We start from the raw sequence: 17,475 nt of genomic DNA, 5'->3' as shown, positions 1-17,475 counted from the left end.
CGAAGTCCTCCAGGCAACTCGCCGGGCGATGGGCGATGGGCGATGGGCGTGGCGACAGCGGCGCTGGCGAAATTGCGGATGTGACGGGATTGGCGCGCCTCGCGCGAAAGCTGCGGCTGCGCCCAGCCAGGGCCGGCCTGGCTTCAGGAGCGCGAATGTCCGCAGGTACGGGGGCAGGGGGGCCACAGGCCGTTCTGGAAGAGCCGGAGTCAAAGCCGGGGTCCGCCGCCCTTGATGCGCGCGCCGGGGCGACATTGGCTGCAAACGACAAAGCAAAGATTACCGCAGCCCTTCGGGGCTACCGTAATATTGCTTCGTATTTTCGGGGGTGTTTAATGAATTCGGAAACCACCGTTTCGAATTCTTCTGACTGATTGTTGCAGCCAGTTGGTGCCCAGGAAAGGACTCGAACCTTCACGAACTTGCGTCCACTGGCACCTGAAGCCAGCGCGTCTACCAATTCCGCCACCTGGGCCCGACTTCCGAGAGCGTCTGGCGCTCTCGTCGTCCGGTGAGCGTTCGTTTAGGCCCGGCCCGGGCGGGTGTCAATGGGCAAATATCGCTTCCCGCTGAATGGCGGGGCTATCCACAGGCGGCGGGCATTTTTCGGTCTGTCCTGTGCATTTCTCCCGGTTGTGCGACGATGGCGACGCGGGGCGGGCGGCTGTTGTCGATGGCTGCCTGCCCGCGTCGTCCGACTTTGCTCCGGAAAGGGCTTCCATGGCCGAACAGCCTGCCGCCAGGCGGCCGGCGCCGCCCCAGCGCGCCGCCTTCCCGCATTTCACGCCGATCCAGACCCGCTGGCTCGACAACGACGTCTATGGCCACGTCAACAATTCGGTTTACGGTCACTACGTCGACACGGCCATCAATGACTGGTTGATCGGCAATGGCATTGTCGATCTGCATGGCGCCGATGGGCTGATCGGGCTGGTGGTGGAAACGCGCTGTGTGTTCTTCGACAGCGTGGCGTTTCCTGACCGGCTGGAAGCGGGGCTGCGCATCGCCGCCCTGGGCAAGTCATCGGTGACCTTCGAGGTCGGGATCTTTCGCCAGGGCGAGGTTCAGGCTTCGGCGCTTGGCGTCTGCGTGCATGTTTATGTCGATCGGGCGACGCGGCGGCCGACGCCATTGCTAGAGGCCGAGCGCGCCAGGTTCGCGACGCTGCTGGCGGCGCCGGCCGGCTGACGCCAGGCGGACGGAGCAAAAAAAGCGCGCCGGTCCCGGACCGGCGCGCTTCGGACATGGCTGCTTTCAATTATCGCAAACCCGGCCGTCGCCTCAGACCTGAAGCGCAATGAGATGTGGAATCAGCGGTTCATCGGCTGGCGGCATCGGATAGTCCCGCAACCGGTTCGGGGCGACCCATTTCAGCTCCTGTCCCTCGCGTGAGGACGCGAAGCCGTCCCAGCGGCGGCAGACGTACAGGGGCATCAGCAGGTGGAAGTCGTCATAGGCGTGGCTGGCGAAGGTCAGCGGCGCAAGGCAGGCTTCCTTCACCTCAATGCCCAATTCCTCATGCAACTCCCGGATCAGCGCCGCTTCCGGACGCTCGCCCGGCTCCAGCTTGCCGCCGGGAAACTCCCACAGTCCCGCCAGGGCCTTGCCCTCCGGGCGTTTGGCGATCAGCACGCGGCCGTCCGCGTCCAGCAGGGCGCAGGCGACAACGAGCACCATCCGCATCGGTTTTGGGGCGGCGTCCAGCGTGGCGTGAGGGGCGGCGTCGCTCATTCAGCGGTCCCGTTCATTCAATGGCCAATCCTATTCGATGGTCCATGTGGTTTGCACCGACGAGGTGATGGTCATCTCGCCGGCTTCCACGGGCGCGGCCTCCGGCGCCGGCGCGTCAGCGCGCATCATTTTCATGGCGCCGTATGGGCGCGGCGCGGGAAGCTGGCCTGCGCTGATCATCTGCAACTGGCCAAGCTTGCTGCCGGCGGCCTCGACAAGGCGCTGCGCCGTATCCCGGGCGTTGCGCACCGCTTCGGTTTGCAACTCCTCCGTCACTTTCTTGCGGCCGGAGTAGTCAAAAGTCAGGCTGTTGATGTTGTTGGCGCCTTCGCCCGCCGCCGCCGTCAGCAGCGGACCGAGCTTGCCCAGATCACGCACGCGCACGCTGACGCTGTTGGCGGCGGTGAAGCCATCCGGCTCCTGGGCGTATCCCGATGCGTCGCGCCGGTTGCGGAAGTTCTGTGAGATCGACACCGTGTTGGTCTGGACGTCGCGGCTCTCGACGCCGGCCTGACGCACGGCGGCGATGACCTTCGCCGCCGCCTGGGAGTTGCCATTGAGCGCATCCGCCGCCTTGGGCGCGCGGGTGGTGACGCCGATGACAATCGTCGCCATGTCCGGCGTCACGTCGCGCGTTGCCGTTCCACTGACGCTGACGATACGCGGCGGCTTGCGCGGGCCGTCGCTTTCGGCGCTGGCGGGCGCGGCCATGGCCAGCAGCAGGGAGGCGCCGGCGAGCGGCGCTGCGAGAAGCAGGCGGGAGACCACGGAACGGCGAACGCTGAAGGTCATGAGCGATAATCTCCGTTAATTGCGACGTATTCCTTGGTGAGGTCGCAGGTCCAGACGGTGGCCGAAGCCCGGCCAAGGCCGATGTCGACCGTGATCGCTATTTCATCCCCGCGCATGTAGGCGGAAGTTTGCTCTTCGTCATAGGCCGGATCGCGGGCGCCCTGATGGGCGACGCGGATGTCGCCAAACGAAATCGACAGCCGGTCACGGTCGGCCGGCTCGCCAGCCTTGCCCACCGCCATGACCACCCGGCCCCAGTTGGCGTCCTCGCCGGCGACAGCGGTTTTCACCAAAGGCGAATTGGCGATCGACATGGCGATGCGGTGGGCCGAACGCTCACTTCTGGCGCCCTGGACGTTGACGGTGATCAGCTTGCGGGCGCCTTCGCCGTCGCGCGCCACCTGCTGGGCGAGGTCGCGCAGGAGCGCCGTCAGCGCCTTGCGAAACGGCGCCAGGCGCCGGTCGCCGGAGGCGGTGATCTGCGGCGCGCCCCGCCCGGCCGCCGCGCCGGTGGCGAACAGCAGCAGGGTGTCGGAGGTGGAGGTGTCGCCATCGATGGTGACGCAATTGAAGGTGCGGTCCGTGGCCTTGCGCAGCAACGCCTGCAGCACCGGCGCGGCGATCGGCGCGTCCGTCGCCACGAACGACAGCATGGTGGCCATGTCCGGGGCGATCATGCCCGCGCCCTTGGCCATGCCGTTGATGGTGACCTTGACGCCGCCAAGCGTGGTTGTGACCGTCGCCACCTTGGGAAAGGTGTCGGTGGTCATGATGGCCTTCGCCGCCTCTCGCCACTGGTCAGGCGCGGCGCGGCCGGCGCAATCATCCAGCACGCCCTCGAACTTCTCCGCGTCCAGCGGTTCGCCAATGACGCCGGTGGAGGCCAGAAACACCTGCGAAGCGCGGCAGCCCGCCGCCTTCGCCGCCAGCTTTGCGGTGAGTTCAACAGCCTTGCGGCCCTTCAGGCCGGTGAAGGCGTTGGCGTTGCCAGAGTTGACCACCAGCACGCGGGCCTCGCCGCCCGGCAGCCGGTCGCGGCACCAGTCCACAGCGGCGGAAGGACACTTCGACCGGGTCAGCACGCCGGCGACCGCGGCGGGGGCGTCAAACAGCGCCAGCATGACGTCGGTTCGCCCCTTGTAGCGAATTCCGGCCTCGGCGGTGGCGAACCGCACGCCGTCGATTGGCGGCAATTCGGGGCTGGACTTCGGTGCGAGAGGGGAAATGGCAGACGACATCGGTCGCTCCTGAGGGTTGCGAACAGCGTCCCGGAAGCCGGAACGCCGGTGGAACTGAAACATTACTTGCTGGCGACGCTGGCCGCCGGCGAGATAACCGCGCCCGCTGACGGGGCGCCTGTCAGCGCGAGCCGCCGCCGCTGCTGCCGGGCGGATGAGGCTCCATCCCGTATGTCAGCGGGCGATGGCCCTGCGTCCTGAAGCCGGTCCGCAGCTCCGCAGGGGGCGCTGGCTCTTCAACCTGACGCCGTTTGCCCGTTGCTCACGCGCTGATCTTCACGAAAAGTGGCGTCCACTGGTTCCGGGAATGCGCTGGTGGAGCGAACCGGACGTTCGCCACCACCTTCACATCCCGGGGCGGCGCACGCCAAAATCATAAATTCCATCAGAAAATCAACAAGCTGCCAGTCGGCTTCTGATTCCGGCGTTCGCTCCGCTGTTCTGGACGGAGGCGCCAATGCCGGAATCAGGCCGCCAGAGCAATTCCCGATCTATCTGGATCGGGGATTGCTCCAGTTTTCCTTGTTTTGAGCGAATTCTGATCGAACAGACGATTCCGTCCGGTCGGAAAGCGCTCTAGCGTTTGGCGTCGCCGTTCGCTGGCGGCTTCGGCGCGGCCCTGGCGTCTTCCTTGCCGGCGGCCGGTGGCGCGAAGCGTTCGATTTTGGCCTTCGATCGCAGATTGAGCACCAGATCCTGCTGGGCCTTGCGGGCAAGATAGGCCTCGACCTCCGGCTTCACCTCGTCGAATGACGGGGCCGGGCGGGTGCGACGCTCCTCCAGCTGGATAACATGCCAGCCAAACTGGGTTTTGACAGGCGCCGAGATTTCGCCCGGTTTCAGGCGAAACGCTGCTTCCGAGAATTCGGGGGCCATGCGGTCGCGGGTGAACCAGCCCAACTCGCCGCCGCTTTTCGCGGCGCCCGGATCAGTGGACAGCTCGGCGGCGACCCTGGCGAAATCTTCGCCGGCTTTCAAGCGGGCGATGGCGGCTTTGGCGTTGGCCTCGCTGTCGACAAGGATGTGACGGGCGCGGACTTCTTCTTCCGGCTTCAGGTCGCGCAGGGTCTGCTGATAGGTCTTTTGCGCGGCTTCCGCGGTCACCGCCTTGTGGGCTTCATGCGCCAGCAATTCGTCCAGCAGCAGCTTGTTGCGGTTATACGCGGCCTTGCGCTCGAATTCCGGCGTGGTGTCGAGCTTCTCCGCCACGGCGGCCCGGCTGCCGAGCTGGAGATCAATCAGATAGCTCAGCACATAGTCCTGCCGGTTTTCCTCCGAGACGCGCGGCAGCCGGTCCGCCAGGTCTTCCATGGCTAGGCGCACGTCGCGCTGGGTGATCGGCGCGCCATCAACGCGGGCCAGCACCGTGTCGTCGGGTATTGCAGCGGCGGCTGGGGCAGCGGTGGTTCCTGCAGCTCCCGGGGCGGCGAGCGGCGCCGGCGCGGCGCGGCGCGGCGGTGTATTGCGGATGACGCCGGAGAGATCGCCGCGCGCCGGGTCTTTCGCCAGCAGCGGTCCCGCCAGCAGCGATCCCCCCAGCATGGAGGCTGCGACAAGCGTCGCCAGCGTGGCGCGGGCGTGGCGGCGGAAGCGGACTTTCATTAACGGCTGGTCCTGCATCTGCATCAATGGCGTGTCCTGCCTGGCCTGTCGCGTCTGCACGGCGGCTGAAACCGTTCCGTACAGGCTGCGGAACATGACAGGTCCTGTTGCAAGAGCCGGCGGCGCGGGCTGCCGGCATGAGTGTCTGATCGTGTCAGATTTTGCAAGCGGAGGCGGGGCCGTAGCCCCGGCCGGCATTCGCGGCAACCGCCCGCGCAGCAGCGTTTCAGGGCGTCCAGGCGGGACGGGGCGCAGCCTCTTCCTCTGCCCGGCGTGAGGAATCGATGACATCGCGCAGGGCGCGCAGCACCAGTTCCACGCCTTCGCCAGAGGCGGCGGACAGCATCAGTGGCCGTTGCCGGCTCGCCGCGGCCAGATCAGCCAGCCGCTCCGCCCGGGCGTCGTCGTCGAGCGCGTCGATCTTCGACAAGGCAACGACCTGCGGCTTCTCGGCCAGGGCGTTGCTGTAGGCCGCCAGTTCGTCGCGCACCACCTGATAGGCGCTGGCGACGTCGTCCTGGGTGCCGTCCACCAGGTGCAGCAGCACCCGGCAGCGCTCCACATGGCCCAGAAAACGGTCGCCAAGGCCGAGGCCCTCGTGGGCGCCTTCGATCAGACCGGGAATGTCGGCGAGCACAAATTCGCGACCGTCAAGCCCGACGACGCCAAGGCCCGGATGCAGGGTGGTGAACGGGTAGTCGGCAATTTTCGGCCGCGCGGCCGACACGGCGGCGAGGAAGGTCGATTTGCCGGCGTTGGGCAGGCCGACCAGGCCGGCGTCGGCAATCAGTTTCAGCCGCAGCCAGATCCATGCCTCCTGGCCCTCAAGGCCAGGATTGGCGCGCCGCGGCGCCTGGTTCGTGGAGGTTTTGAAATGGGCGTTGCCGAAGCCGCCGTTGCCGCCGCGCGCCAGACAGATCTTCTGGCCGGTTTCGGTAAGGTCGGCCAGCATGGTCTCGCCGTCCTCGGCGAAAATCTGTGTGCCGGCGGGTACTTTCAGCAGCACGTCGTCGCCCTTGGCCCCGGCGCGGTTGCGGCCCATGCCGTGCATGCCGGCGCGCGCCTTGAAGTGCTGTTGGTAGCGATAGTCGATGAGGGTGTTGAGATTGTCGACGCACTCCACCCACACGTCGCCGCCACGGCCGCCGTCGCCGCCGTCGGGGCCGCCGAATTCAATGAATTTCTCACGGCGGAAGGAGACGCATCCCGCGCCGCCATCGCCCGAGCGAATATAGACTTTCGCCTGATCCAGAAACTTCATGGCTTCCCGTAGTTGAGTATCGGCCGGACTGCAAACGGCTGCGCCGGAACATTGCGACGGCCGGGCGGCAGCGCCCCCTTCATACCCTGGTCAGGCCTTTTCGCATATCAGGTCATCTGCAAGGGCATTGCGCTCGCGCTTTGGCCGGATAAGGTCAAAATCCGGGCAATCCGCCCAAACGCCTTGCATGAGAGTTGTCCGGGGGCAGGATGTCCACACAAACCACATCAGCGTCGGCGAACCCGGCCCCCATGGGGACGTCGACCGTCGCGCCGTCGACCCGGCTCGGCGTTGGCCTGATGGTGACCGGCGTCTTCCTGTTCGCGCTCAACGACGTGCTCGGCAAATGGCTGGTCGGCTCCTATGGCGTCGGGCAAATCCTGATTGTCCGCAGCATCACCTGCCTGCTCATCCTCGCGCCGTTTTACTGGCGGACCGGGCTGACGCCGCTGCTGCGCGCCCCGCGTCCTGGCCTGCAAATCCTGCGCGGCCTGTTCTCCGCCATGGAGGTGGCGCTGTTCTACACGGCGGTGATCTGGCTGCCGCTGGGCGACGCCGTGACCTTCTACATGGCCGGGCCGATTTATGTGGCGGCGCTGGCCGCAGTGCTGTTGCGTGAGCGCACCGATACGACTGGCTGGCTGGCGATCAGCGCCGGCTTCATCGGCGTGATCGTGGCGCTGGAGCCCGGCGGGGCCAGCTTTACCTGGCCAGCGCTGATCGCCCTGGCCGGCAGCATGCTGTTCGCCTGTTCGATGATCATCACCCGTTACCTGCGCGGCACGCCCGATGTGGTGCTGGTGACCGGCACCATGCTTGGCGCGCTGGTCATCGGCTTCATCATGCTGCCGTTCGGCGGCTGGAAGGCGGCGCCCGCCGTTGATCTGGCTCTCATGGCGTGGCTGGGCGTGGTGGCGCTCATCGCCCATGTCTGCGTCAACCGCTCGCTGAAGCTGGCGCCGGCGACAGTGGTGGTTCCCTACCAGTATCTGCTGATCGTTTTCGCCATGGCCCTGGCCTGGCTGGCGTTCGGCGAGCAGCCGCGGGTCACCGCCATGGTGGGCTCCGCGATCATCGTCGCCGCCGGCATCGTGGTGTTCCTGCGTGAGCGGCGGCTGAACGGCCGCATCGACGCCAACGCCGAAACGCCGCCGCTGCCCTGACGGTGGTCGTGGGCTCCGGGCCCTGGACCGGGTTCTGGATTGCAGAGCTGCGGCTGAAACAAAACACAAGGGCGCGTTCATCCGTGGATGGACGCGCCCTTGTGGTTCTGGCGTTGTGCGGCTGGTCTACTCAGCCGCTACGGGCAGCAGCAGTTCGTTGTCCGCCAGCGCCACGAGCTGTTGCGCGTCGCGCCCCGGCGCGGCTGTCGCCGCTTCCCGCCGCCGCTCCATGCGGACCACCGGCAGCATGCCGCCGCGCGCCGGGAACGGAGCCATGCCCGAACCGCCGGGGGTGAAGCCCAGCTTTTCCAGCACGCGCAGCGAGGCGACATTGCGGGACAGCACTTCGGCGCTGACCAGTTCCGCGTCCGTTTCCCTGAAGCCGAGCGCCAGCAAGGCGCCGACGGCCTCGGTGGCGTAGCCGCGGCCCCAGAACGCCACGCCCAGCCAGTAGCCAATGAACGGGTGCTGGCAGTCATTGCGGCCAGAAAAACCCGGCGGCTGCAGGGCGACGACGCCGATCAGATCACGCGGGCGCTTCTTCTCGGTGATCGCCAGGGTCAGGCCATCGCCGCGCGCATTGGCCAGGCGGGAGGCAAAGATGAATTGGCCGGCGGCGCCTTCCGGATAGGGATGGGGAATGAGCGCCGTCGTTTCCGCTACGATTTTGCTGCCTGCCAGACGTTCGATCGCCGCTGCGTCCGCGAGGCGCGGCCAGCGCAGGGCAAGCCGTTCCGTGGTCAGGGTGAAGCCGTCGTCGATGGTCTCGCGCGTAAACATGGTTCCGCTCCGGTGGAACTGGCGAATCGCTTCCGCGGGTCTCCGAACAGTGGCCCGCAAATGCCGGTGATGAAAAGGTGAGGGGGATTCACAGCGTTGCGAGATGACAACGCGGAAGCCCCGGGGACAGTTTCAACGCTCGTGCAATTCCCATGCCGGAAAAACACGAAGGGGAGATGGCGCCCCATCTCCCCTTCGCGGAATCTTGCAAAAAAAGCTGCAACCTGTGGATCCGCCAGGGTCAGGGACGCCGGCGGAAGCTTGTCTTCAGCTTGCGCCGTTATTCAGCCGCCGCTTTGCCTGCAGCGGCGTCGTTCGCCGGTACGACCGATACGATCGAGCGGCCAAGTTTGATGCCAAAGCGCACCGCGCCTTCGGTGAGGGCGAACAGGGTGTGATCCTTGCCCATGCCGACGTTGGCGCCGGGGTGAACCCTGGTGCCGCGCTGACGCACGATGATGTTGCCGGCGACGACGGCTTCGCCGCCGAACTTCTTCACGCCAAGACGGCGACCGTCAGAATCGCGACCGTTACGGGACGAGCCGCCTGCTTTTTTATGAGCCATTTTATGTCTCCGTTATATGCCGGGGGCCTGTCTTCAGCCGTTGATGCCGGTGATGCGAACCAGGGTGAAGTCCTGGCGGTGACCGCGCTTGCGCTTCGAGTTCTGGCGACGGCGCTTCTTGAAAGCGATAACCTTGTCGCCGCGACCGTGGCTGACGATGACGGCGTCGACCGATGCCTTGGCGGCGTCGGCGCCGATCTTGAAGGCTTCGCCTTCGCCGACCAGCAGCACGTCAAACTTCAGGGCGTCGCCCGGCTCACCAGCCTGGAGCGCGATCGAAATGGTGTCTTCAGCGGCGACGCGATACTGCTTGCCGCCGGCTTTAATGACTGCGAACATCGTTCATTCCCGTGTTCATCCCGGCTCCGCCCATGCCTTCGGCATTGTTCAGACCGGCTTTTTGACAGCCCGTTTCCGGTGCGATGGATGGCTGTGTCGCGATTGTCGCCTGTTGTTGACAGCGCAGACACAATTGCTCCGCAGGCGGGAAACCCGCGCGGAAGCCGTTCTCTTAATGCCCATGGCGGCGGAATGTCAATGATTGGTTGGAGATGAGCGGCGTTTCAGTGATGCTGGCGGGACACTCTCTCCCAACGGGGCGGACCGCATGCTGGCCTTTTGGCCAATTTCAACCGCGCCCGCTCCCGGCGTAGGGTGCGCCCGTCAATTTCTCCCTGGTTCTTCCGCCGCTGCGCGGGGCATGAGGATACGGAACTATGTCTGCAAACGATGTCGTCATTGTCAGCGCCGCGCGCACGCCGGTCGGCTCCTTCAGCGGCTCCTTCGCGGCGGTTCCCGCCCATGAACTGGGCGCGACCGCCATCCAGGCGGCTCTCACGCGCGCCGGCGTCGCCGCCGCCGACGTGGACGAGGTGATTCTCGGCCAGGTGCTGACCGCCGCCCAGGGGCAGAATCCGGCCCGCCAGGCGGCCATGAAGGCCGGCGTGCCGGCGGAAGCCAGCGCCTGGGGCCTCAACCAGGTCTGCGGCTCCGGCCTGCGCGCCGTGGCGCTTGGCATGCAGCAGATCGCCAATGGCGACGCGAACGTCATTGTCGCCGGCGGTCAGGAGTCCATGTCCCTTTCTCCGCACGCCCATCACCTGCGTTCCGCCACCAAAATGGGCGACGCCAGCTTTATCGACACCATGATCCGCGACGGCCTGTGGGACGCCTTCCACGGCTATCACATGGGCAACACCGCCGAGAACGTCGCCCGTCAGTGGCAGATCTCGCGCGATGAGCAGGACGCTTTCGCCGTCGCCTCGCAGAACAAGGCCGAGGCGGCGAAAAAAGCGGGGCGTTTCGCCGGCGAGATCGCGCCGGTGACGGTGAAGGGCCGCAAGGGCGACGTGGTGGTCGACGGCGACGAGTACATTCGCGAGGGCGCGACGCTCGACGCCATGGCCAAGCTGCGGCCGGCCTTCGTCAAGGACGGCACCGTCACCGCTGGCAACGCCTCGGGCATCAATGACGGCGCTGCGGCCATCGTGCTGATGACCGCCGCCGAGGCGCAACGCCGGGGCCTGACGCCGCTGGCCCGCGTCGCCTCGTGGGCCACCGCTGGCGTCGCCCCGGAAATCATGGGCACAGGCCCGATCCCGGCCTCGCGCAAGGCGCTGGAAAAGGCGGGCTGGAAGGTCCAGGACCTCGACCTCGTCGAGGCCAATGAGGCGTTCGCCGCCCAGGCCATCGCCGTCAATCGCGACATGGGCTGGGATCCGGCGATCGTCAACGTCAATGGCGGCGCCATCGCCATCGGCCACCCGATCGGCGCTTCAGGCGCCCGCGTGCTGACCACGCTTTTGCATGAGATGGCCCGTCGCGACGCCCGCAAGGGTCTCGCCACCCTGTGCATCGGCGGCGGCATGGGCGTGGCCATGACTGTCGAGCGCTAACCGAAGCGGCCTGACAAACGGAACAACGGAAAGCGCCGCGGCTCCCACCGCGGCGCTTTTGTTTTTGCGACCTGCCTGCGCACCTCTGACATTGCGAGGTTTTGCACTTGCCAGGTTTTGAGCCTGTCGGGCCTTGCGCTTACCAGGTGAAGCGGACGCCGGCCTTGCCGCTCCAGCCGTCGCGACGGCCGTCGAAGCTGGTCTGGTAGCTGACGGCGGCGTAGAGCGCGGTCGAGGGGTTGAACTGGGCGGTGACGCCGGCGCTGATGTCGGCCCAGGCGCCCTTCATGTCGGAGCGGAACGGCGCATAGCCCAGCTGACTAGTGAAATTGGCCTTCGGGACGCCGGCGAACTCGTTCCACACATTGCCGCGCAGCCAGGCGTTGATCCGCACCGGGCCGTTGGCTGTTTCCATCACCCAGGTCTTCGACAGGCGGGCGCCGATGCGGGCGGCGACGGATTGCACGTCGCTGAACCGCACGTAAGACGCACCGTCATAACCACCGTCGAAGTTGATCTTCTGCAGCACGATCTGCGCCTGCGGCTCCAGCACCCAGCCATCGCCGAGGGCGAACGGGTAGCCGGCTTCCAGCGACAGGGCGACGCCAAATCCGCTGGTCGACAGCGGCGTCAGGCGCCCTGAGTTGGTCTTCACGTCGCTGTACCAGGTTCCCTGGGCGACAGCGTCCACATACCAGCCGGTGGCCCCGTAGTGGGTCCAGTAGGCGCCGACGGTGTAACCGTCGAAGCGCATGTCGCCAGCGCGGATGCCGGTGTAGTGGCGGGCCGAGCCGTCGGCATGACCAGCGCCGATGTAGATGCCGGCGTGATCGCGGCTGCCGTCCGCATGCTCCTTGCGATACAGGTCCATGCCGATCTGGAAGGCGTAGAAGTCCCAGGTGAAGGCCGGGCCTGAGCCATAAATGCCGCGACCATCGCCATCGTTGTTGCCATGGCTGCCGATCACCCGGCCCCAGACCGCTTTCGACAGGGGCGAGCCATTGGCGCCGGTAAGGCCGCGCTGCAGTTCCTGCTCGCCGACGCGCTCATGCAGGGTGCCGAGCATGGTCTGGCCGTAGAGCAGGGCCATGGAGGGCAGGGCGGCGTAGAGCGAGGTTTCTTTCCGGAAGTCCGGAACGACAGGACCGCCGCCACCGCCATTGCCGCCGCCGCCGGAGTTTTGCGCCTGCGAGCGCAGATACCAGGAATCCGGGTCAGAGGCGTCGCGGGAGCCGCGATACAGCGTGTACTGATAGGGGCCGGCGACAAGATTGCCGGTGGAGAAAGCGTTGGTCGTTGTCGTGGCGCCGTTGATGGCGCTGACAACCAGAATGCCGTTGCCAGGGGTGGCCGCGCCTGGGCCGCCCACATTGGTGATGGCCAGGGTGGTGGCGCCCGTACCCGCGCCGCCGTTGATGATCAGCCGGTCGGACGGCGAGCCGTCGCCGCCAAGGTAGGTGTTGAGGGCGATGACGCCGCCAAGGCCGGCATAGCTGCCCACCGTCAGCGTGTTGCCGACGCCGGAGCCGCCAAGGCGGACGAGGCCGGCGTTGGTCAACTGGCCGCCGATGGTGAAGTTGCCGGCCTGGCCGCCGGAGAATGCTGACATGGCGTTGGCGACGGCGATGACGCCATCATTGCGCGTGTCGCCGGCCACGGAGCCATAACCGCCGAGCGTCGCGCCCGCCGCCACGTTGATGGCGCCGGCGCCGCTGATGGCCGCGCCCGTGCTGTCGGGACCGCCCACCGCCAGGGTTCCGGCCAGCACATGGGTTGGGCCGGTCCAGGTGTTGACGTTGCTGAGCAGCGTCATGCCCGCGCCCGCCTGGGTGACGGCGCCGGCGCCGGAAATCACCCCGTCGAAGGCATAAGCGTTCGACCGGTTGAAGGTGAGCTGGCCATTGTTGAGCACGTTGCCGACCAGCGAACCGGTGGCGCCGCCGTTGCCCAGTTGCAGCGTGCCGGCGGCGATGGTCGTGCCGCCGGTCCAGGTGTTGGCGCCGGTGAGAATGGTGGTTCCCGGACCAGCCTGGGTGACGGCGCCGGCGCCGGAAATGATGCCGGCGTAGGTCCAGGCGTCGGAGCGATTGAACGTGAGCTGGGCCTGGTTGTTGATGTCGCCGACCAGCGAGCCGGTGGCGCCGCCGTTGCCCAGTTGCAGCGTGCCGGCGGCGACGGTCGTGCCGCCGGCCCATGTGTTGTCGCCCGTCAGGATGAGCGTTCCGTCACCGGACTTGGTAAGGGCGCCAGGGCCGGTGATGGCCTGGCTGACGCCGCCGGTGGCCCCGGCGACCACATCGATGCCGCCATTGCTGGCGGTGACGGTGACGACGCGCGTGGTCGCCAGATCGTAGCTGCTGGTGAAGCGGAACGCGCCGCCGTCAAGCGTCAGCGGGCCGGTCGCGGCGCCGATGGCGCTGTCCGCCGCCGCCGCGACAACGCCGCCGCGAATAACCGTGCCGCCGGCGTAGGTGTTGCCCGCCGGTGCGTCAGGGGCCAGCGTCAGCACGCCGCCGCCAGTTTTTTCGACCACGCCCGCGCCAGTGATCTGGCCCCTGTAAGCCGCGTCGTCGCCGGCCGGTTGGGTGAAGCGCACTACGCCGTCGTTCTGGATATTGTTGACGTTGGCGGCGGGGGCCGTGCGCACCGGCATGCTCTGGGCGCGGGCTTCGAGCACGCCGGCGTTCTCGACGAATACGCCGCCCAGATAGTTGGAGTTGTCGCCGGTGAGCGTCAGCACGCCTTCGCGCACCGTGGTTGTCTGGTAGCCGTCAAGGCTGCCGGTCACAGTCCACTGGCCGGCGCCTTCCTTGATCAGGGTCTGGAAGTTGGGGACATGGCTGGCGATCTGGTCCTGGGTTCCCGCTGCGCCGTTGAGGAACAGGCTGTTGATGCCGCCGCCGCCATCAATGGCGCCATTGATGGTCGAGCCGGCATAGATGTGCAGGTCGTCGTTGCCATCGGTAAAAATGAGATCGCCGTTGATCGTCGCGCCGGTGTGGTTGATCAGGACGATGCCGGTGTCCGGCCCCGGGTTGGTGGAGCCGAACAGGTTGCCGCCGTTGACGCGTGTGATCTCGCCGTAATTGTCGACGACATTGCGCACGCCGGTTTGCAGATCAGGCCGATCCTGGAACCACAGGGGGGCGCTGTCCACCGTCTGGACCAGGCCGTAATTGGTGATGACATTGCCGAAGCCGTGCACATTGATGGCTTCGGCGTTTCCCTGGTCGCCAGTCTTGACGACCGATGCGCCGGCCTCGATCAGCAGCCGGCCGTTGCTGCCGAATTCGATGGCGTTGTTGCCAGTGCCCCACGGGCCGTCGCCGTTATTGTCCGCGTAGTCGGTCACCTTGCCGCCGGTGCGGATGGTGATCATGGCGTTATTGCCCAGCGAAATGGCGGGCGTATTGGTGACTCCGACAGTCGCGCCGCTTTCAATCGTGACGGTGTGGCCGTCGTCGCCCGGGCCGGTCCCGATCATGGTCGTGTAGGGATTCGGGGCGGCGGCTGAGGTGCAGGTGGTGACGCTGCCGCTGGTTGTGCAATCCGCCAGCGCCTGGCCGGAGCCGGCAAGGATCGCCGGCGCGGCGAGGGCGCCTGACAGCAGGCGCATTGCAGTTGTGGATGTCAGGATACGTTTCAGCCTGGCCATGAGCCCCCTCCCGGCCTGTCCCGTCCGGGCGAGGCCAGGCGGGGCAGATTCCTGGCTCTGACGCACATGCGCGACGGTGTGCGCGACTTGCCCGCTGCTCTCGCAGCGGAGCCATGCGTCGCGACATTTCACCGGTCGTGCAAAGAAGTTGCGTCTGAGCGCCAGGGCGCGCTCCCGCGTTGTGGGGCCGCGCGAGTGGCTCCACTGACGGGGCAACCGCCCGCTAACGATTGGATAGAGACGGATTCGCCGCCCATGCCGGATCGTGTAAACGCCCGGTATGAGCCGGCCCGGCTCCAGTGAATCGCCTGAAAGACACCGGAAATACTGATATTCTTACCGGAACAGGCTTGTGTTGAAGTCTAGCCAGCCGGACAAAATCACAAATTCGGCAAATGAGCTGAACTTCGCCTACCTAAAAAGGCGACCGGCGGCAGGCCTTCCACCATATGGCCGGGCGCTGATCTACGCCTTTCGCCACATCGGGCCAGTAGCAGGCCCGGGTCCGACCGCGGCGGGAGGCGCCAGCCGGGGGTTCGTCGGCGCCTTCATGACCTGGGGTCAGAACGGCGCGGATCGTAATGATACTTTCTTCCTAAGACGTATTCCCTGGCGGTTTTCGACTTTCTGACAGTACTCCCGCGAGGCCGGTCATCGTATCACGGGGCCAGGGGCGGCGACGTCCCGGGGACGTTCACTGGCATGGCGGTTCCCGGGAGAGCTGGCCCCACCCATGGTGTTTGGAACAGCGCCCCGCGTCCGTCATGACGTGGGCGCCCTGGCCAGCGTTCGCGTGGCGCTGGCCGGTCTGGAGAAAATCGATGTCCCGGGTTGCTGTTGTTACTGGCGGTACGCGCGGTATTGGCGCCGCTATCTCGAAGGCCCTTGCAGCGGATGGCTACAAGGTCGCCGCCGTATATGCAGGAAACGACGCGGCCGCAGAGGCGTTTCGCGCGGAGACGGGCGTCAGCGTTTACAAGTGGGACGTGGGCGACGCCGACGCCTGCGCCGAGGGTCTGGCGCGCGTCGCCGCCGATCTCGGTCCGGTCGATATTCTTGTCAACAACGCCGGCATCACCCGCGACGGCATGTTCCATCGCATGAAGTTCGACCAGTGGCGCGAAGTGATGCGCACCAATCTGGATTCGATGTTCACCATGACGCGCCCGCTGATCGACGGCATGCGTGAGCGCGGCTTTGGCCGCGTCATCAATATCTCGTCGATCAATGGCCAGAAGGGTCAGATGGGCCAGGCCAACTATTCGGCGGCCAAGGCCGGCGTCATCGGCTTCACCAAGGCGCTGGCGCAGGAAAACGCCGCCAAGGGCGTCACGGTCAACTGCATCTGCCCGGGCTACATCGACACCGACATGGTGGCGGCGGTTCCGGAAGAGGCGCTGAAGAAGATCATCGCCACCATTCCGACGGGCCGTCTCGGCAAGGCGGAGGAAGTGGGCGACCTGGTGGCCTTCCTCGCTTCGGACAAGGCCGCTTTCTTCACCGGCGCGGTGCACACGGTCAACGGCGGCCAGTACATCGGCAACGGCTGAGCCGTTCCGGTCGTCGGGTTCAAATGGGGGCGGCATCCGGGGGAGGCCGCCCCTTTTTCGTGTCTGCCTGCCAACGCGCCGGTGCTTCCCGGCGCGCGGCTCTCCTCAACGCGCCGGTTCTCCTCAGCGAGCAAGAGCCTCCTGCAGGCCCGACAGGGTGAAGTCGACCGAGACCGTGGCGAGGAAGGTGGCGCCGCACCATGAGGAACGACCGCTGCCGGTGGCGAAGCCGCGCGGATCGCTGGTGTTCAGGAAGCAGTTCTGCTTGCTGAGGTTGGTGTCCGAATAGCGCAGGTCAACCGTCAGGTTCTTGTAGTTGTAGGAGGCGCCGACGTTCCAGGTGGTGTAGCTCTTCAGCTTGACCGCGCCATAGTTCCATGCGGTGCGGCCAAGGTCATAATAGCCGAGCTCTCCCGAGAACGAGATCTTGCCCGGAAAGGCCGCGGCGGTCACCGATTCCGGAATCGTGTACTTCAGCGTACCGTTGACATAGGTGGCCGGCGCGCCGGTTCCGAGCCAGTTCCAGGCGTAATAGACGCCCGCGCCGAGTGTGAAATCGCCGATGTCGCCGGACACCGCGGCGTGGATTTCCTGGAAGTCCGTGTTCTTTGGCGACAGGATCGCCGGAGCCTCAAACACACCCGTGTAGCCGGTGTATTCGACCGGCGAATAGGGATTGAACAGACGGCGCTCCTTCGGATAGCCGTACATCATCCAGCCGATATCGAAATTGAGCGGACCGAGCTTCGGGCGGATGCCGACGGCGATGTCAGTCTCGGCAGCAGGCCGCGTCACCAGGTCGACCTTCGAATAGAACGCGTTCACATAGATCAGGTTATCGAGAAACTGGGCTTCGACATACGCCTGGGGCGCCGGATTGCGGTTGGACTGCGAGATGCCGCGGAACATGTAGTTCGTGGTGAACTTGACGCCGAACGCCAGATCAAACGGCGTGGACTTGGCGGCGGGCGCGGCCGGGGCGGCCGGAGGCGGGGCCGGAACGTCAGCGGCCAGCGCCGGCGCCGCAATGGCCATGGACAGAGCCGCAGCGGCGGAAAGTACGGAAAACTGGCGCATGATGGTGCATCCCCTGAACGCAGCAAGAAAGGTCTTGCGCAACTTCAGGCGCAGACAGGCTCTGGCGCAACGTCAAGCTTGGTGCAGGTTGCCTTACAGTTGTGCAATGACTGCCTGCTTGCAGTCATTTTTGAGTCATAATTGCCGAAAGACGGCTGGATGTGTC

The 17,475-nt window shown here is 66.2% G+C and carries 14 protein-coding genes and 1 tRNA gene; 4 read left to right on the top strand and 11 right to left on the bottom strand.

All coding sequences use genetic code 11. The features are described 5' to 3' along the window. Window positions 1–388 precede the first annotated feature (388 nt). A tRNA-Leu gene (locus IE243_RS13135) sits at window positions 389–475 on the bottom strand. Window positions 476–720: 245 nt separating this feature from the next. On the opposite strand from IE243_RS13135, the gene IE243_RS13130 reads away from it, so the two are divergent. Then, the gene (locus tag IE243_RS13130) at window positions 721–1,188 is read left to right on the top strand and encodes an acyl-CoA thioesterase (protein WP_191319848.1); all 468 of its coding nucleotides are present in this window, start codon (window positions 721–723) and stop codon (window positions 1,186–1,188) included. Between the two features lie 93 nt (window positions 1,189–1,281). On the opposite strand, the gene IE243_RS13125 is transcribed toward IE243_RS13130, so the two are convergent. The 5 genes from IE243_RS13125 to obgE all read right to left on the bottom strand — a co-directional run bounded on the left by IE243_RS13125 (window position 1,282) and on the right by obgE (window position 6,624). Continuing rightward, entirely contained in the window at window positions 1,282–1,683 is a 402-nt protein-coding gene (locus IE243_RS13125) for a (deoxy)nucleoside triphosphate pyrophosphohydrolase (RefSeq protein WP_191319922.1), read from the bottom strand. A gap of 78 nt (window positions 1,684–1,761) precedes the next feature. Then, window positions 1,762–2,523, bottom strand: a complete 762-nt coding sequence (locus IE243_RS13120) for an SIMPL domain-containing protein (protein ID WP_191319847.1) — start codon at window positions 2,521–2,523, stop codon at window positions 1,762–1,764. Then, window positions 2,520–3,761 (bottom strand): bifunctional glutamate N-acetyltransferase/amino-acid acetyltransferase ArgJ, encoded by a 1,242-nt coding sequence (gene argJ / locus IE243_RS13115; RefSeq protein ID WP_191319846.1) that lies wholly within the window; start codon window positions 3,759–3,761, stop codon window positions 2,520–2,522. The genes IE243_RS13120 and argJ overlap by 4 nt, the downstream gene beginning before the upstream one ends. Window positions 3,762–4,337: 576 nt before the next feature. Then, on the bottom strand, window positions 4,338–5,459 hold the full coding sequence (locus IE243_RS13110) for a peptidylprolyl isomerase (RefSeq protein ID WP_244643145.1): 1,122 nt from the start codon (window positions 5,457–5,459) through the stop codon (window positions 4,338–4,340). Between the two features lie 130 nt (window positions 5,460–5,589). After that, window positions 5,590–6,624, bottom strand: coding sequence for a GTPase ObgE (obgE, locus tag IE243_RS13105; RefSeq protein ID WP_191319845.1), 1,035 nt, complete (start codon window positions 6,622–6,624; stop codon window positions 5,590–5,592). A 251-nt stretch (window positions 6,625–6,875) separates the two neighbouring features. Between obgE and IE243_RS13100 the strand changes: the two genes are divergently transcribed. Beyond that, window positions 6,876–7,787, top strand: a complete 912-nt coding sequence (locus IE243_RS13100; RefSeq protein WP_191319844.1) for a DMT family transporter — start codon at window positions 6,876–6,878, stop codon at window positions 7,785–7,787. 126 nt (window positions 7,788–7,913) lie between these two features. Here IE243_RS13100 and IE243_RS13095 read toward each other — a convergent pair whose 3' ends face one another. From IE243_RS13095 to rplU, 3 genes are all read right to left on the bottom strand, one after another. After that, window positions 7,914–8,567: a GNAT family N-acetyltransferase gene (locus IE243_RS13095; protein ID WP_191319843.1), complete on the bottom strand. Its 654-nt coding sequence runs from the start codon at window positions 8,565–8,567 to the stop codon at window positions 7,914–7,916. Window positions 8,568–8,847: 280 nt separating this feature from the next. Beyond that, window positions 8,848–9,132, bottom strand: coding sequence for a 50S ribosomal protein L27 (rpmA, locus tag IE243_RS13090; protein WP_191319842.1), 285 nt, complete (start codon window positions 9,130–9,132; stop codon window positions 8,848–8,850). A 33-nt stretch (window positions 9,133–9,165) separates the two neighbouring features. Further along, window positions 9,166–9,471 carry a 50S ribosomal protein L21 gene (rplU, locus tag IE243_RS13085; RefSeq protein WP_191319841.1) on the bottom strand — a complete coding sequence of 102 codons (306 nt, stop codon included), beginning with the start codon at window positions 9,469–9,471 and terminating at the stop codon, window positions 9,166–9,168. 377 nt (window positions 9,472–9,848) lie between these two features. Here rplU and IE243_RS13080 point away from each other — a divergent pair, with 377 nt between their 5' ends. Further along, complete coding sequence (locus IE243_RS13080) at window positions 9,849–11,027, top strand: acetyl-CoA C-acetyltransferase (protein WP_191319840.1); 1,179 nt, start codon at window positions 9,849–9,851, stop codon at window positions 11,025–11,027. 139 nt (window positions 11,028–11,166) lie between these two features. Here the strand turns inward: IE243_RS13080 and IE243_RS13075 are convergent, their stop codons facing one another. Next, a complete protein-coding gene (locus IE243_RS13075; protein WP_191319839.1) occupies window positions 11,167–14,682 on the bottom strand; it encodes an autotransporter outer membrane beta-barrel domain-containing protein in 3,516 nt (1,171 codons plus the stop codon). Window positions 14,683–15,503: 821 nt separating this feature from the next. Here IE243_RS13075 and phbB point away from each other — a divergent pair. Next, window positions 15,504–16,232, top strand: coding sequence for an acetoacetyl-CoA reductase (gene phbB / locus IE243_RS13070; RefSeq protein ID WP_191319838.1), 729 nt, complete (start codon window positions 15,504–15,506; stop codon window positions 16,230–16,232). Between the two features lie 123 nt (window positions 16,233–16,355). On the opposite strand, the gene IE243_RS13065 is transcribed toward phbB, so the two are convergent. After that, window positions 16,356–17,309 carry a TorF family putative porin gene (locus IE243_RS13065; RefSeq protein ID WP_191319837.1) on the bottom strand — a complete coding sequence of 318 codons (954 nt, stop codon included), beginning with the start codon at window positions 17,307–17,309 and terminating at the stop codon, window positions 16,356–16,358. Window positions 17,310–17,475: the final 166 nt, after the last annotated feature.

Source organism: Camelimonas fluminis, assembly GCF_014656355.1.
GTDB classification, from domain to species: Bacteria; Pseudomonadota; Alphaproteobacteria; order Rhizobiales; family Beijerinckiaceae; genus Camelimonas; species Camelimonas fluminis.
Note: the sequence above shows the minus strand (reverse complement) of the source record. Positions and strands in the feature narration are given on the sequence as shown.

What these genes read in the sequence shown, in the direction of transcription:
- IE243_RS13130 (WP_191319848.1), top strand. Translation starts at nt 721, where the DNA reads ATGGCCGAACAGCCTGCCGCCAGGCGGCCGGCGCCGCCCCAGCGCGCC.
- IE243_RS13125 (WP_191319922.1), bottom strand. Translation starts at nt 1,683, where the DNA reads ATGCGGATGGTGCTCGTTGTCGCCTGCGCCCTGCTGGACGCGGACGGC.
- IE243_RS13120 (WP_191319847.1), bottom strand. Translation starts at nt 2,523, where the DNA reads ATGACCTTCAGCGTTCGCCGTTCCGTGGTCTCCCGCCTGCTTCTCGCA.
- argJ (WP_191319846.1), bottom strand. Translation starts at nt 3,761, where the DNA reads ATGTCGTCTGCCATTTCCCCTCTCGCACCGAAGTCCAGCCCCGAATTG.
- IE243_RS13110 (WP_244643145.1), bottom strand. Translation starts at nt 5,459, where the DNA reads ATGTTCCGCAGCCTGTACGGAACGGTTTCAGCCGCCGTGCAGACGCGA.
- obgE (WP_191319845.1), bottom strand. Translation starts at nt 6,624, where the DNA reads ATGAAGTTTCTGGATCAGGCGAAAGTCTATATTCGCTCGGGCGATGGC.
- IE243_RS13100 (WP_191319844.1), top strand. Translation starts at nt 6,876, where the DNA reads ATGGGGACGTCGACCGTCGCGCCGTCGACCCGGCTCGGCGTTGGCCTG.
- IE243_RS13095 (WP_191319843.1), bottom strand. Translation starts at nt 8,567, where the DNA reads ATGTTTACGCGCGAGACCATCGACGACGGCTTCACCCTGACCACGGAA.
- rpmA (WP_191319842.1), bottom strand. Translation starts at nt 9,132, where the DNA reads ATGGCTCATAAAAAAGCAGGCGGCTCGTCCCGTAACGGTCGCGATTCT.
- rplU (WP_191319841.1), bottom strand. Translation starts at nt 9,471, where the DNA reads ATGTTCGCAGTCATTAAAGCCGGCGGCAAGCAGTATCGCGTCGCCGCT.
- IE243_RS13080 (WP_191319840.1), top strand. Translation starts at nt 9,849, where the DNA reads ATGTCTGCAAACGATGTCGTCATTGTCAGCGCCGCGCGCACGCCGGTC.
- IE243_RS13075 (WP_191319839.1), bottom strand. Translation starts at nt 14,682, where the DNA reads ATGGCCAGGCTGAAACGTATCCTGACATCCACAACTGCAATGCGCCTG.
- phbB (WP_191319838.1), top strand. Translation starts at nt 15,504, where the DNA reads ATGTCCCGGGTTGCTGTTGTTACTGGCGGTACGCGCGGTATTGGCGCC.
- IE243_RS13065 (WP_191319837.1), bottom strand. Translation starts at nt 17,309, where the DNA reads ATGCGCCAGTTTTCCGTACTTTCCGCCGCTGCGGCTCTGTCCATGGCC.